We start from the raw sequence: 13860 nt of genomic DNA on the forward strand, positions 1-13860 counted from the left end.
CGCCGCGCCGTCACCAGAGGCGGTCGACGGGCCCCGGGTGGAGGGCGATCCGCGTCCCCGCGAAGGCGGCGGCGCCGGCCCGGGCGTCCGGGCCGTCAGGGCCGTTCGCGCCGAGGAACTCCGCCAGGACCTCCTTGTCGAACCCGGGCCCGTCCGTCGCCAGGGGTTCCTCGGGCGTCCCGCCCACCAGGACGGCCCCCGGCAGCCGGGTGAACCCGGCGGCCTCGTAGAACGGCGCCAGCGGCCGGTCACAGCTGAACAGCACCAGGTCCAGCCCCGGTACGGCGGCCAGTTCGCGGCGCGCCGCCGCGACGAGCCGGGCGCCGCAGCCCCGGCCGCGCAGCGCCCGCCGGGTCACCACGGAGCTCAGCCCGGCCGCGCGGTACGTCCGTCCCCCGTGCCGGATCTCCTTGAACAGCAGCGCCAGCGAGGCCGCCACGGTGCCGTCGGCGGTCACGAGCAGCAGGGCGCGCGGCGCGAGGGCCGGGTCGTGCCCGGGCGTCGCGCCGGGCCAGGCCTCCGCCTCCAGGGCCGCGACCCGAGCGGCGAGCGCGGCGGGCAGCTCGGCCTCGGCGAACCCGAGCACCCGCGTCACGGGGGCGTGCGCCCCGGATCCTGGCCCTGCGATCACGCGATCCTCACGCCCGCGCCGCCGACCCGGACCCGCGGGTCCCCGGCCCGCAGCTCCACCGTCAGCACCCCGGGGCGGCCCATGTCCTCGCCCTGGCGGAGGGTGAGCACCGCGTCCGCCGGGGCCAGTCCCCGCTCGCGGGCGTACGCCCCGAAGGCGGCCGCGGCCGCCCCGGTGGCGGGGTCCTCGACGACGCCGCCGACCGGGAAGGGGTTCCGTACGTGGAAGAGCGCCGGGGCCTCGCGGTACACCAGCTGGACGGTGGTGAGGTCCAGGCGCCGCATCAGCGCCTCCAGCCGGTCGAAGTCGTACGAGAGGTCCGCGAGCCGCGCCCGCGTTCCGGCGCCGAGCACCAGGTGCCGGGCCCCGGCGTAGGCGATCCGGGGCTGGAGGGCCGGGTCGAGGTCGGCCGCCGGCCAGTCCAGCGCGGCCAGCGCCTCGGCGAGGTCCGCCGGGGAGATCTCCTCGACGTGGGGCTCCACGCTGGTCAGCACCGCCCGCGGGACGCCGTCGGCCATCTCGACCGACACCGGCACCGTCCCGGCGCGGGTCGCGAACACCAGCTCGCCGGGGCCGATGCGCTCGGCCAGCGCGACCGCGGTGGCCACGGTGGCGTGCCCGCAGAAGGGGACCTCCGCCTTGGGGCTGAAGTAGCGCACGGTGAAGGCCCGGCCGGGCTCCGCGGTCAGGCCGGCCGGCGGCGCGGTCAGGAAGGCCGTCTCGCTGTAGCCGAGTCCGGCGGCGATCCCCAGCATGGCGGCGTCGTCCAGCCCGGAGGCGTCCAGGACGACCCCGGCGGGATTGCCGCCCTCGGGGTCGTCGGAGAAGGCGGTGTAGCGCAGTACCTCGGTCGTCATGATCGCCTCAACCGCACCACCGGATCCCGCATTCCCGCGCCCGCGCCCGCGCTGACGCTCACCGGACGGCCTAGCCTCGCCCGACGTAGGGCATCGCCGTGGCCATCACCGTCGCGAACTGCACGTTCGCCTCCAGCGGCAGCTCCGCCATGTGCAGCACCGTCCGCGCGACGTCGGCCGCGTCCATCACCGGCTCCACCGCCAGCTGCCCGTTCGCCTGGAGGATTCCGGTCCGCATCCGCTCGGTCATCTCCGTCGCCGCGTTGCCGATGTCGATCTGCCCGCACGCGATCCGGTACGGCCGCCCGTCCAGCGACAGCGACTTCGTCAGGCCCGTCATCGCGTGCTTGGTCGCGGTGTAGGCGATCGAGTTCGGCCGCGGCACGTGCGCGGAGATCGAGCCGTTGTTGATGATGCGGCCGCCCTGCGGATCCTGCGCCTTCATCACCCGGAAGGCCGCCTGCGCGCAGAGGAACGCCCCCGTCAGGTTGACGTCGACGACCGCGCGCCAGTCCTCGTAGGCGATGTCCTCCAGCGCGACCCCGGCCGGGCCGAAGGTGCCCGCGTTGTTGAACAGCAGGTCCAGGCGCCCGTACCGGTCCCGTACCGCCGAGAAGAGCGCGGTCACCTCGTCCGGATCGCTCACGTCCGCCCGTACGCACAGCACGTCCGCGCCGGCGCCGGCCGCCTCGGCCGTCCGCTCCAGCGGCTCGGTCCGGCGGCCCGCCACGGCCACCGACCAGCCGGCGGCGGCCAGGGTCAGGGCCACGGAGCGCCCGATTCCGGAGCCGGCCCCGGTGACCACGGCGATCTTCTTCCCAGGTTCGTCCATGGGGCCGCAGGCTACGTCACGGCCGCCGAGGGGCCCTGGACGTTCCGATAGCTGAGAACATGGGTCGGTCAGGGGTGCGAAAAACACGAGGAGAGTGGAGTCCCGCATGTCGGAGAGAGCCCCCGCGACGGCGTCCCAGCAGCCGTCGCCCGAGACCCCCTCTGCCCCCGGATCCACCCCCCTCACGAAGGCGCGCCGCACCGGGCTGCTCGTCACCTTCGTGCTCGGCGGCCTCACCGCGCTGCCGCCGCTGTCCATGGACATGTACCTGCCGGCCCTGCCGGAGGTCACCACCGCCCTGCACAGCCCGGCCGCGACCATCCAGCTCACCCTGACCGCCTGCCTGGCCGGGATGGCCCTGGGCCAGCTGGTCATCGGCCCGATGAGCGACAAGTGGGGCCGGCGCGGACCGCTGCTCGCCGGCATGGTCGTCTACGTCCTCGCCACCGCGCTGTGCGCCCTCGCCCCGACCGCCGGGACGCTGATCGCCTTCCGGCTGCTCCAGGGCCTGGCCGGCGCCGCCGCGATCGTCATCGCCCGCGCCGTCGTGCGCGATCTGTACGACGGCGTCGAGATGGCCCGGTTCTTCTCCACCCTGATGCTCATATCCGGGACGGCCCCGATCATCGCCCCGCTCATCGGCGGCCAGGTGCTCCGCTTCGCCGACTGGCGCGGCGTCTTCGCCGTCCTCACCGTGGTCGGCCTCGCGCTCACCCTGCTGGTGTGGCGCGGCCTCGGGGAGACCCTGCCGGCCGAGCGCCGCCAGACCGGCGGCGTCGGCGCCGCACTGCGGACCATGCGGGGACTGCTCGCCGACCGGGTGTTCGCCGGGTACATGCTGGCCGGCGGCTTCGGATTCGCCGTCCTCTTCTCGTACATCTCCGCCTCCCCCTTCGTGGTGCAGGAGATCTACGGGGCCTCCCCGCAGGCGTTCAGCCTGCTGTTCGGCCTCAACTCGGTCGGCCTGATCGCCGTCGGCCAGATCAACGGCAAGCTGCTGGTCGGCCGGGTCAGCCTGGACAAGGCCCTGGCGAGCGGGCTCGGCACCATCACCCTGGCCTCGGTGGCGCTGCTGCTGATGTCCACCGGGGTGTTCGGCGAGGTCGGGCTGGTGCCGATCGCGGCCGCGCTGTTCGTGCTGATGTCGGCAATGGGCCTGGTGCTGCCGAACACCAACGCGCAGGCCCTGATGCGCACCCCGCACGCCGCCGGATCGGCCTCCGCGCTGCTGGGCACCTCCTCGTTCCTGGTCGGGGCGATCGCCTCGCCGCTGGTCGGGATCGCCGGCGAGGGCACGGCCGTCCCGATGGCGGTGGTCCAGCTGGCCTGCTCGCTGCTGTCGGTGGGCTGCTTCCTCGGGATGTGCAGGCCCTGGCGGGACCGCGAGGCCACGGTGGCCGCCGCGGCGTGAACCGGCCGCCCGCGTCGCCGTAAACTTCGCGGGTGAACGCCTCCGCCCCCGCCCCCGCCACCACCTCCGAAACCCTGCGCCACGCGCTGGGCGGACTGCTCGAAGGGCTCCCGCCGAAGCAGGCCTCGGCCGCCGTCGAGCGCCTGATCGCGAACTACCGCGGCACCACCCCGACCGACGCGCCCGTGCTGCGCGACCGCTCCGACGTGGCGGCGTACGCCGCGTACCGGATGCCGGCCACCTTCGAGGCCGTCCGGTCCGCGCTGGACGGGCTGGCCGAGGCGGCCCCGCACTGGACGCCGGGCTCGCACGTGGACGTCGGCGGCGGCACCGGCGCCGCAGCCTGGGCGGCCGACGCCACCTGGGACGGCCCGCGCGGGACCACCGTGCTCGACTGGGCGGAGCCGGCGCTGGCCCTGGGCAAGGAGCTGGCGGCCGCCTCCGGCTCGCCGGTGCTGCGCGGCGCCGACTGGCGACGGGCCGTCATCGGAGCCGGCCTGGTGCTGCCCGAGGCCGAGCTGGTGACCGTGTCGTACGTACTCGGCGAGCTCACGCCGGAGGCCCGCCGGGCCGTGGTCGCCGAGGCGGCGCGCGCCGGGCAGGCGGTGGTGGTGATCGAGCCGGGCACGCCCGAGGGGTACCTGCGGATCCGCGAGGCCCGCGACATGCTGATCGCGGCCGGTCTGCGGGTCGCCGCGCCCTGCCCGCACGACGGGACCTGCCCGATCGAGGTCGGGCAGGACTGGTGCCACTTCTCGGCCCGGGTCAGCCGCTCCTCCCTGCACCGGAAGGTCAAGGGCGGCTCCCTCCCGTACGAGGACGAGAAGTTCAGCTACGTGGCCGCGACCCGCTTCCCGGTGGAGCCGGCCGTCTCCCGGATCACGCGCAGGCCGCAGATCCGCAAGGGGCTGGTCCTGCTGGACCTGTGCGGTCCGCAGGGCGCCGGGGCGCCGGGGCTGACCCGGGCCACCGTGACCAAGCGCCACGGTGACCTCTACAAGTCGGCGCGGGACGCCGACTGGGGCCAGGAGTGGCCGCCGCCCGCTCCGTAGGCCGCGGCCGCATCCGTCGGCCGCGGCTACATCCGCAGCTCCTGGGTGCAGCACTTCACGCTGCCGCCCCCCTTGAGCAGTTCCCCGAGGTCCATGGGGACCGGCTCGAACCCGCGGTCGCGCAGCGGCGCCAGCAGCCCGGCCGCGGCCTGCGGGAGCAGGACGTGCCGGCCGTCCGAGACCGCGTTCAGCCCGAGGGCCGCCGCGTCGTCGGAGTCGGCGATCAGGGCGTCCGGGAAGAGCCTGCGGAGCACGGCCTGGCTGCCGGGCGAGAAGGCGGCCGGGTAGTACATGACCTCGTCGCCGTCGAGGACGCTGAGCGCCGTGTCCAGGTGGTAGTAGCGCGGGTCCACGAGGTCGAGGCCGATGACGGGCCGGCCGAAGAACTCCTGGGCCTCGTCGTGGGAGAGCGGGCTGGAGCGGAAGCCCCGCCCGGCCAGGATGTAGCTGGTCGTGACGGCGAAGTCTCCCTCGCCCTCGTTGACGTGGGACGGTTCGTGAATCTCCTGGAAGCCGTGGGACCGGAACCAGTCGAGGTGGATCTCCGCCTCCGCGGCGCGCTCCGGGTGGGCGAACCGGGCGCCGAGCACCCGGCCGTCGACCACGAGGGCGCCGTTCGCGGCGAAGACCATGTCCGGCAGGCCGGGGTCCGGGGTGAGGGTCTCGACGGTGTGGCCGAGGGAGCGGTAGCGGTCCCTCAGGTCCTCCCACTGGGCGTTCGCGATGGGCAGGTCCACCGGTTTCGTGGGGTCCATCCACGGGTTGATGGAGTAGGTCACCTTGAAATGTGCGGGTGGGCACATCAGGTAGCGCCGGGGTGTGGCGTCTCTGCGCAAAGAAGGCTCCTCACGACTCACGAAGGTGTGGAGAGAATCGTCCCTCCTCGACAGGGACCGCGCAGTGAACTGACCGGGTGGTTTAAGGAATGACTCGAAGACGAGACGTATCGGGTTGGTAGCTTGGCGGCATGAGCACCGAGCCCCCCGCGTCGAGACCGGCCGCCCCACCACAGCCCGCGAAGGCCGCCGCGGCCGCAGCCGCAGCCGGGAAGACCGTCAAGGCCCCGGACGCCGGCCGCCGCAGCGAGCGCTCCCGGCGCGCGATCCTCGACGCCGCGCTCGCCCTGCTCGGGGAGGTCGGCTACAACAAGCTCACCATCGAGGCCATCGCGGCCCGCGCGGGGGTCGGCAAGCAGACCATCTACCGCTGGTGGCCCTCGAAGGCGGCGGTGCTGCTGGACGCCTCGCTGGCGCTCGCCGGGGAGCCGGACGCCGAGGGCGGGTGGGCCGGGCTGCCCGACACCGGTGATCTCGCGGCCGACCTGAAGCTCGTACTGCGGGCGACGGTCGACGAGTTCAACGACGAGAGGTACGAGGCCCCCGCGCGCGCCCTGACGGCGGCCGGGGCCACGGATCCCGAGCTCGGGGCGCGGTTCACCGAGCGGCTGCTGGAACCGCAGCTCGCCCTGTACGAGGACCGGTTGCGCACGGCCCGGGAGGCCGGGCAGCTCGCGCCGGACACGGATCTGCGACTGACGGTGGAGATGCTGCTCGGCCCGCTGACGTACCGCTGGCTGCTGCGGACGGCGCCGCTGACGCACGCGTTCACGGACGCGCTGGTGGACGGGGTGCTGGGCGGGGTGGCCGGCGGGACGACCACCGGGGTGGGGAAAGTCACCGCCTGACGGCTGACGGCACATGCCGCATCTGGCTGAGAAGATATGGCCGGTTTCTACGGGTATGCACGGGTTTACCGGGGACCGTGCGTGGGGCCCCGGTTGAGGAGCGCGGTCATCCGGGGCTCAGGATGGTGGGAGCATGTGAGGGTCTGCCGGGGCCAACGTTCAGGTGAGGGGATAGATGGGGTCTGAATCGGGCCGCGTCAAACGCGGCGAGCAGAGCAGGATTTCGCAGTGGCTGCGCCTGCGTTCCAAACCCCAGGCCGAAGACCCCGGACGAGAACGCGAGGCCCTCCTCCTGGCCGTGGCCGCCGCGGGGCTGCCGCTGGCGCCCGCCGCGCATCCGGCCGGCTACCGATGTTCGTGCGACCGCATCGGCTGTCCCACCCCCGCCCGCCACCCCGTCTCCTTCGCCTGGCAGACCCAGTCGACCACCGACCGCGCACAGGTCGAACGCTGGGCGCGCAACCAGCCCCAGGCCAACTTCATCACCGCGACGGGCATGGTCCACGACGTCCTCGACGTCCCGCTCGAAGCCGGCCGCAGCGCGCTGGAGCGCCTGCTGGCCGCCGGCGTGGAGGTCGGCCCCGTCGCCGAGTCCGCCGGCAGGGGCGACCAGGCGCGGATGCTCTTCTTCACCGCGACGCGGGGCACCCCCGAGGACGAGGACGAGTGGTGGCCGTGCGCGCTGGACTGCCACCCCGAGACGATGGACGAGCACCCGGGCCTGCGGTGGCACTGCCGCGGCAGCTACGTCCTGGTCCCGCCGGCGGCCCTGCCGGGTGACCACGCGGTGAGCTGGGTCCGCGGCATGGAGCACGCCCTTCCGGACCCGCTCACCCTCCTGGAAGCCCTCACGGACGCCTGCGCCGCCTACGCCGACTCCACCCCCCACACCCCGGCCACGGTCGCCTGGCCCCTGGGCCACTGACGCTCCCGCGCACGATCCAGCCCCGCCGGCGCACCTTTAGCCTCGCCGGCACACCCCAGCCCGTCCCGCGCACGATCCAGCCCACCGGGGCACCTTCCAGCTCCGCGGGCGCACCTCCAGCCCCGCCAGCGCACCTCCCGCCCCGCCGGGGCACCTCCCGCCCCGCCGGGGCACTTTCCAGCCTCGCCGGCGTTTGAGGCGCGGGTCTGGGCGGAGCCCAGGGAACGGCGGAAGGGCGGGGCGGGGAGAAGCCCGCGCGGCGCCGCTGCCGGGGGCCAGCCCCCGGACCCCCGCGCCTCAAACGCCGGCGAGGCTGGAGGTGCGCCCCGAGGCTGAGGGTGCCGGGGCTAGAGGCAGCGGCGACGACGGGGACGGCGGGACGCCGTCAGTGGACCTGGGTGACGATCACGTCGAGGGACCACGGCTTCGCCGACGCGGCGGAGCCGACGGCCTCGACCACGTACCCGAGGTCCCGCAGCGCCGTCACCAGCTCCGCCGGCGACGCCGGCACGGCTCCGGCCACCAGCAGGTCCCGCACCAGCCGCCCCTTCGTCGCCTTGTTGAAGTGGCTGACCACCGACCGCTTCTCCACGCCGTCCACGATCTGCGAGTGCAGCACCCGCACCGTCGCCGCGCGCCCCGCCACCTCCCCCTTCGGCTTCCACGCGGACGCGTACGCCGAGGACCGCAGGTCCAGGACCAGCCCGTCCCCCGCCGCCTCCGGCAGCACCCCGGCCATCGGCTCCCGCCAGTACGCGCCCAGCGCGCCCAGCCCCGGCAGCTTGACCCCCATCGAGCACCGGTACGACGGGATCCGGTCCGTCACGCGCACCGCGCCCCACAGCCCGGAGAACACCATCAGGGAATCGTCGGCCAGGGCCCGGGCGGCCTCCGGCAGGGAGGACAGCCCGAGCGCGTCGTACAGCACTCCGGTGTAGATCTCCCCCGCCGGCCGCGCCACCGCCTCCCGCAGCCCGGCGTTCTTCGCGACCTCGCCCCGCAGTCCCTCGCTCAGGCCCAGCACCTCGCGCGCCTTGAGCTCGTCCCCGGCGCACAGCTCGACCAGTTCCTCCAGTACGGCCGCCCGCGCCCCGGCCAGTCCCGGCAGCGACAGGGTCCCCGGCTCCAGCGGGGCGCCGGAGCCGCCGGCGGCCTTTCCCTCGGAAGGCGGCAGCAGCACGAGCACGGTGGTTCTCCTTCATGACGAACACGGCAGGGGGATGCGGCCCCCGAGTCAGGGTAAAGCCTCTCGCCGCGCCGCCCGGAGCCACCGGATCTACGCTCGATCCATGCCACGCCGCCACATCCACATGACCGGCGCAGAAGGGGCTGCCCTGCGGGCCGCGCTGCGTGAACTGCGGACGAGACTGCACCTGCCGGCCGAGTTCCCGGCCCCGGTGCTCGCCGAGGCCGAGCGGGCGGCGCGCGAGCCCCGGCTTCCGGAACTCGACGCGACCGGCATCCCCCTGTTCACGATCGACCCGCCGGCCTCCCGCGACCTGGACCAGGCGATGCACCTGGCGAAGCGCCCGGCGGGCGGCGGCTACCGCGTGCACTACGCCATCGCCGACGTCGCCGCCTTCGTCACCCCCGGCGGCGCCCTCGACGCCGAGGCCCACCGGCGCGTCACCAGCCTCTACTTCCCCGACGTGAAGGTCCCGCTGCACCCGGCGCCGCTCTCGGAGGGCGCGGCCAGCCTGCTGCCGGACCAGACCCGCCCGGCCCTGCTGTGGCGGCTCGACCTGGACCGCGAGGGCCGCGTCGAGACCGCCGACGTCCGCCGGGCCCTGGTCCGCAGCCGGGCCAAGCTCGACTACGAGGGCGTACAGAAGGCCATCGACGCGGGCACCGCCGAAGAGCCGCTGGCCCTCCTCAAGGACATCGGCCGGCTGCGCGAGACCCTGGAACGCGAACGCGGCGGCATCTCGCTGAACGTGCCCGAGCAGGAGGTCGTCGAGCACGAGGGCTCGTACAGCCTCGTCTACCGGGCCCCGCTCCCCGCCGACGGCTGGAACGCCCAGATCTCCCTGATGACCGGCATGGCGGCCGCCGATCTGATGCTGGCCGCCGGCACCGGGATCCTGCGCACCCTCCCCACCGCCCCCGACGGCGCGGTCGGCCGGCTGCGGCGCACCGCGACGGCCCTGCGGATCGACTGGCCGCACCACGTGCCGTACGCCGAACTCGTCCGCTCCCTCGACCCGCACGTCCCCGCGCACGCCGCGTTCCTCCAGGAGTGCACGGCCCTGCTGCGCGGCGCCGGGTACACGGTGTTCAGCGGCGGCCACCTGCCCTCGCCCGCCCTGCACGCGGCCGTGGCGGCCCCGTACGCGCACTGCACCGCCCCGCTGCGCAGGCTCGTCGACCGCTACACGGGTGAGCTGTGCGTGGCGGCGGTGGCCGGGGCGGCGCCCCCGGAGTGGGCGGTCGCGGCGCTGGACGCGCTGCCTCAGCGGATGGCGGAGGGCACCCGGCTGGCGAACTCGGCCGAGCGGGAGTCCGTGGACCTCGTCGAGGCGGCCGTGCTCAAGGACCGCGTCGGGGAGACCTTCGAGGCCACGGTGATCGACGTCCTGGACCACGAGCCGCTGGTCGGCACGGTCCACCTGGAGGAGCCGGCGGTGGTCGGCCGCGTCGAGTCGCCCTCGCGCCCGCTGCCGCTGGGCGACCGGATCCGGGTCCGTCTGACCCGGGCGGACCCGGGGCTCGCGAAGATCCTCTTCGCCCCGGCGTGAGCCGCCTGCGTCAAGGTCAAGCCGCGACGGCGCAGCCGGTAGCATGGTCGCCACGACAGACGAGTCGGCCGGGCGGCCGCGTCGGGACCGCGAGGTCCCGCCGAGGAACGTCCGGGCTCCACAGGGCGGGGTGGTGGGTAACGCCCACCCGGGGTGACCCGCGGGACAGTGCCACAGAAAACAGACCGCCCGGGGCTTCGGCCCCTGGTAAGGGTGAAACGGTGGTGTAAGAGACCACCAGCGCCTGAGGTGACTCAGGCGGCTAGGTAAACCCCACCCGGAGCAAGGTCAAGAGGGGTGGTCTTCGGACCGCCCTGCGCGAACGCTTGAGGGCTGCCCGCCCGAGTTCGCGGGTAGACCGCACGAGGCCGGTGGCAACACCGGTCCTAGATGGATGGCCGTCTCCCCGGCGACCGCGAGGTCATCGGGAGACAGAACCCGGCGTACAGGCCGGCTCGTCTGTCGTCCTCACGACTGCGAAGGACCCCCGCCACATGTGGCGGGGGTTCCTTGCGTCCGGGGGCGGGCCCGGGGCCTAGCGCAGGTGCGAGGTGTCGTTCAGCAGCCGGACCGAGGCGTTGCCGTCGGCGTAGTAGGCCACCGCCGACAGGGAGGCCGCGGAGAGTTCCATGCGGAACAGGGACTCCGGCGGGGCGCCCAGGGCGAGCCGGACCAGCGTCTTGACCGGGGTCACGTGGGTGACCACCAGCACCGTGCGGCCCGCGTACGCGGCCAGCAGCCGGTCACGGGTGGCCGAGACCCGCCGGGTGACGGCGCTGAAGCTCTCGCCGCCGCCCGTGGGCGCCGCCTTCGGGGAGTCCAGCCAGGCCTGCAGGTCGTCCGGGAAGCGCTCCCGCACCTCGCCGAAGGTGAGCCCTTCCCAGGCGCCGAAGTCCGTCTCGCGCAGCCCGTCTTCGACCACCACCGCCAGCCCGAGGCGGTCCGCGACGGCCTGGGCGGTCTCGCGGCAGCGCCGCAGCGGGGAGCTGACCACCGCCTGGACGGTGCCGCGCGCGGCCAGCGCCTCGGCGACGGCGGCCGCCTGGCGGCGGCCGGCCGGGGACAGCTCCGGGTCGGTGCCGCCGCTGCCGGAGAAGCGCTTCTGCGGGGTGAGGGCGGTCTCCCCGTGACGCAGCAGCACGAAGGTGGCGGGGGTTCCCATGTCGGGTCCCCAGCCGCTCGCGGGTGCCGCCGTCGTGCCGGGGGCAGCGGCCGGAGCGGGTTCCGGCGCGCCGGAACCCTCGGCCGCGAACAGGGTGTCGGCCTCGGCGGGGGCGGACGCCGCCGCACTCGCCGTCGTACCGGAGGCCGAGGCGAGGGCGGCCCGTACGGCCGCGGCACCCGCCGCGGCGTCTCCCGGGGGGCCCGCGGCCGGCGGGGTCGCCAGGGCGCGCGCGGCGCCCCGGTCGAAGACCGCCGTGGAGGCGGAGGGCTCCCACTGCCTGCCGTGCTTGCCCGCGTCCATCGCCTCGTTGGCGAGCCGGTCCGCGTGCTTGTTCTGCTCGCGCGGGATCCACTGGTACGTCACCTGCGAGCGCGGCAGGACCGTCGCGGCCTCCGCCGCGAGCGGCTTCATGTCCGGGTGCTTGATCTTCCAGCGGCCCGACATCTGCTCGACGACGAGCTTGGAGTCCATGCGGACGAGGACCTGCGCGTCCGGGGCCAGCTCGCGGGCGGCCTTGAGGCCCGCGATCAGCCCCTTGTACTCGGCCACGTTGTTCGTCGCGACGCCGATGTACTCGGCGCGCTCGGCCAGCGTCTCGCCCGTCGCCGGGTCGAGGACGACCGAGCCGTAGCCGGCGGGCCCCGGGTTGCCCCGGGAACCGCCGTCCGCCTCCACGACGAACCGGAGGGGCCTCTGCATCAGATGCCCGAGTCCGCCGTACGGACCAGGATGCGGCCGCAGTTCTCGTGACGCACGACCTGGTCGCGCTTGGCGGCCTTGATCTCGTTGACCTCGGCCATGTCGAGCTCCAGGCGGCAGCCCTCGCAGCGGCGCTGGTACAGGCGCGCGGCGCCGACGCCGCCCTGCTTGACGCGGATCTTCTCGTACAGGGCGATCAGGTCGGCCGGGACGGAGGCCACGATCAGCTCCCGGTCCTTGGCGATCTTGGCCACGTCGGTGTCGATCTCGTTGGTGGCGGCGTCACGGCGCGCGGTGGCGTCCGTCAGCTTGGCCTCCAGGGCGGAGACGCGCTCGGTGAGCTCGGTGACCCGCTCCTGCGCGGCCTCCAGGCGCTCCATGACCTCCAGGACCACGTCCTCCAGGTCACCCTGGCGCTTGGCGAGGGAGACGACCTCGCTCTGGAGGTTCGCCAGGTCACGGGCCGAGATGCCGGCGCCGGAGTCGAGCCGCTGCTGGTCGCGGGCCGCGCGCTGGCGCACCTGGTCGACGTCCTGCTCGGCCTTGGTCTGCTCGCGGGCGGCGTCGCTCGCCTGGGTCTGGGCGGCGACGAGCAGGTCGCGCTGCTGGGTGAGGTCCTTGGTCAGGGAGTCGACCTCGGCGTGCTCCGGCAGCGACTTGCGCTTGTGGGCGAGCTGAGACAGCCGGACGTCCAGGGCCTGGACGTCGAGAAGTCGGATCTGGTCGGCGGGCTCGGCGTTCAGTTGGGGGCTCCTGAGTTAGATAGAGGGAGAGGAAGGAACGTCGGACGGCGCGTGCGCCGTCCACGGGTCGGTGACCGTGCGCGAGACGTGGGTGCGCAGACCCCAGCCGTGGCGCTCGGAGATCGCGTCGAGCTGCGCGGCGGCCTGCTCGCACCAGGGCCACTCGGTGGCCCAGTGGGCGGCGTCGACGAGGGCGAGCGGGCTCGTCCCGCGCGCCTCGGACACGGGGTGGTGGCGCAGGTCGGAGGTGAGGAAGGCGTCCACGCCGGCCGCGCGGACCTCGGCGAAGAGGCTGTCGCCGGAGCCGCCGCTGACGGCGACGGTGCGGATGAGGGCGTCCGGGTCGCCGGCCGCACGGATGCCCTGCGCGGTGCGCGGGAGCCGGGCGGCGGCGCGGGCGGCGAACTCGCGCAGGGTCTCGGGGTGGTCGAGCTCGCAGATCCGGCCGAGGCCGCGGCGGCCGGCGGGGTCGCTCGGGTCGGGCACGAGCGGGCCGGTGACGCGCAGGTCCAGGGCGCCGGCGAGGGCGTCGGAGACCCCGGGGTCGGCGGTGTCGGCGTTGGTGTGGGCGACGTGCAGCGCGATGTCGTTCTTGATCAGCGTGTGCACGACGCGGCCCTTGAAGGTGCCGGCCTCGACGGTGGTGGTTCCGCGCAGGTAGAGGGGGTGGTGGGTGACGATCAGGTCGGCTTCCAGCTTCACCGCCTCGTCGACGATCTCCTGGACGGGGTCCACGGCGAAGAGGACCCGGGAGACCTCGGCGTCGGGATCGCCGCAGACGGTTCCGACGGCGTCCCACTGCTCGGCCCGGGAGGGGGGCCAGAGGGCGTCCAGCGCGGCGATGACTTCAGAGAGACGGGGCACGGGCCAAGGCTACCGTCCGTCGCGACCCGCCCGCCGATCCCCTGGCCGGGGGTACGGACGGGCGGCCGCGGCGCGCGGGACCGGGGCCGGCCGAAGAGGAAGCCGCCCACGCCGCCCGGGCCTCGCCGACGGCCTCCACCTGCCGGTTCGCCGGGCGCGGGCCGCCGGAGTCGTCGAGGATCGCGAGGCGGCCCGCGGCCTCCTCGCCGCCCCGCGCGAGGGCCCAACCGGCCCCCGCCCCGAAACACCCCATATCGCACAG

At 74.7% G+C, this 13860-nt stretch carries 13 protein-coding genes and 1 other RNA gene; 6 read left to right on the forward strand and 8 right to left on the reverse strand.

Going from position 1 to position 13860, the window contains the following annotated elements:
* Positions 1 to 10 precede the first annotated feature (10 nt).
* The 3 genes from IE248_RS18530 to IE248_RS18540 all read right to left on the reverse strand — a co-directional run bounded on the left by IE248_RS18530 (position 11) and on the right by IE248_RS18540 (position 2320).
* Positions 11 to 631 carry a GNAT family N-acetyltransferase gene (locus IE248_RS18530; protein ID WP_229895378.1) on the reverse strand — a complete coding sequence of 207 codons (621 nt, stop codon included), beginning with the start codon at positions 629 to 631 and terminating at the stop codon, positions 11 to 13.
* On the reverse strand, positions 628 to 1488 hold the full coding sequence (locus tag IE248_RS18535) for a PhzF family phenazine biosynthesis protein (protein ID WP_190031178.1): 861 nt from the start codon (positions 1486 to 1488) through the stop codon (positions 628 to 630). The genes IE248_RS18530 and IE248_RS18535 overlap by 4 nt, the downstream gene beginning before the upstream one ends.
* 70 nt (positions 1489 to 1558) lie before the next feature.
* Entirely contained in the window at positions 1559 to 2320 is a 762-nt protein-coding gene (locus IE248_RS18540) for an SDR family oxidoreductase (protein WP_190031179.1), read from the reverse strand.
* Between the two features lie 106 nt (positions 2321 to 2426).
* On the opposite strand from IE248_RS18540, the gene IE248_RS18545 reads away from it, so the two are divergent.
* On the forward strand, positions 2427 to 3731 hold the full coding sequence (locus IE248_RS18545) for a Bcr/CflA family multidrug efflux MFS transporter (protein WP_037797536.1): 1305 nt from the start codon (positions 2427 to 2429) through the stop codon (positions 3729 to 3731).
* 32 nt (positions 3732 to 3763) lie between these two features.
* On the forward strand, positions 3764 to 4783 hold the full coding sequence (locus IE248_RS18550) for a small ribosomal subunit Rsm22 family protein (protein ID WP_100583447.1): 1020 nt from the start codon (positions 3764 to 3766) through the stop codon (positions 4781 to 4783).
* Positions 4784 to 4809: 26 nt separating this feature from the next.
* Here the strand turns inward: IE248_RS18550 and ddaH are convergent, their stop codons facing one another.
* A complete protein-coding gene (gene ddaH / locus IE248_RS18555) occupies positions 4810 to 5619 on the reverse strand; it encodes a dimethylargininase (RefSeq protein WP_037797539.1) in 810 nt (269 codons plus the stop codon).
* A gap of 131 nt (positions 5620 to 5750) precedes the next feature.
* On the opposite strand from ddaH, the gene IE248_RS18560 reads away from it, so the two are divergent.
* Both IE248_RS18560 and IE248_RS18565 read left to right on the forward strand, forming a co-directional pair.
* Complete coding sequence (locus tag IE248_RS18560) at positions 5751 to 6467, forward strand: TetR/AcrR family transcriptional regulator (protein WP_190031180.1); 717 nt, start codon at positions 5751 to 5753, stop codon at positions 6465 to 6467.
* A 175-nt stretch (positions 6468 to 6642) separates the two neighbouring features.
* Complete coding sequence (locus IE248_RS18565; RefSeq protein WP_037797541.1) at positions 6643 to 7392, forward strand: bifunctional DNA primase/polymerase; 750 nt, start codon at positions 6643 to 6645, stop codon at positions 7390 to 7392.
* Positions 7393 to 7777: 385 nt separating this feature from the next.
* On the opposite strand, the gene yaaA is transcribed toward IE248_RS18565, so the two are convergent.
* Positions 7778 to 8578, reverse strand: coding sequence for a peroxide stress protein YaaA (yaaA, locus tag IE248_RS18570; RefSeq protein ID WP_073796134.1), 801 nt, complete (start codon positions 8576 to 8578; stop codon positions 7778 to 7780).
* 103 nt (positions 8579 to 8681) lie between these two features.
* On the opposite strand from yaaA, the gene IE248_RS18575 reads away from it, so the two are divergent.
* Together IE248_RS18575 and rnpB are read left to right on the forward strand one after the other, a co-directional pair.
* A complete protein-coding gene (locus tag IE248_RS18575) occupies positions 8682 to 10127 on the forward strand; it encodes an RNB domain-containing ribonuclease (protein ID WP_073796132.1) in 1446 nt (481 codons plus the stop codon).
* 60 nt (positions 10128 to 10187) lie between these two features.
* Positions 10188 to 10589: RNase P RNA component class A (gene rnpB / locus IE248_RS18580), an RNA gene on the forward strand.
* A 73-nt stretch (positions 10590 to 10662) separates the two neighbouring features.
* Here rnpB and IE248_RS18585 read toward each other — a convergent pair.
* The 3 genes from IE248_RS18585 to IE248_RS18595 are packed head-to-tail and all read right to left on the reverse strand — an operon-like array spanning position 10663 to position 13598.
* Positions 10663 to 11991 carry a bifunctional RNase H/acid phosphatase gene (locus tag IE248_RS18585; protein WP_190031181.1) on the reverse strand — a complete coding sequence of 443 codons (1329 nt, stop codon included), beginning with the start codon at positions 11989 to 11991 and terminating at the stop codon, positions 10663 to 10665.
* A complete protein-coding gene (locus IE248_RS18590; protein WP_073780659.1) occupies positions 11991 to 12734 on the reverse strand; it encodes a zinc ribbon domain-containing protein in 744 nt (247 codons plus the stop codon). Before IE248_RS18590 ends, IE248_RS18585 begins: the two co-directional genes overlap by 1 nt.
* A 15-nt stretch (positions 12735 to 12749) precedes the next feature.
* A complete protein-coding gene (locus tag IE248_RS18595) occupies positions 12750 to 13598 on the reverse strand; it encodes a Nif3-like dinuclear metal center hexameric protein (protein WP_073796129.1) in 849 nt (282 codons plus the stop codon).
* Between the last annotated feature and the right edge of the window lie 262 nt (positions 13599 to 13860).

Origin of the sequence: Streptomyces goshikiensis (genome assembly GCF_014650555.1) — a bacterium.
Taxonomy (GTDB): domain Bacteria; phylum Actinomycetota; class Actinomycetes; order Streptomycetales; family Streptomycetaceae; genus Streptomyces; species Streptomyces goshikiensis.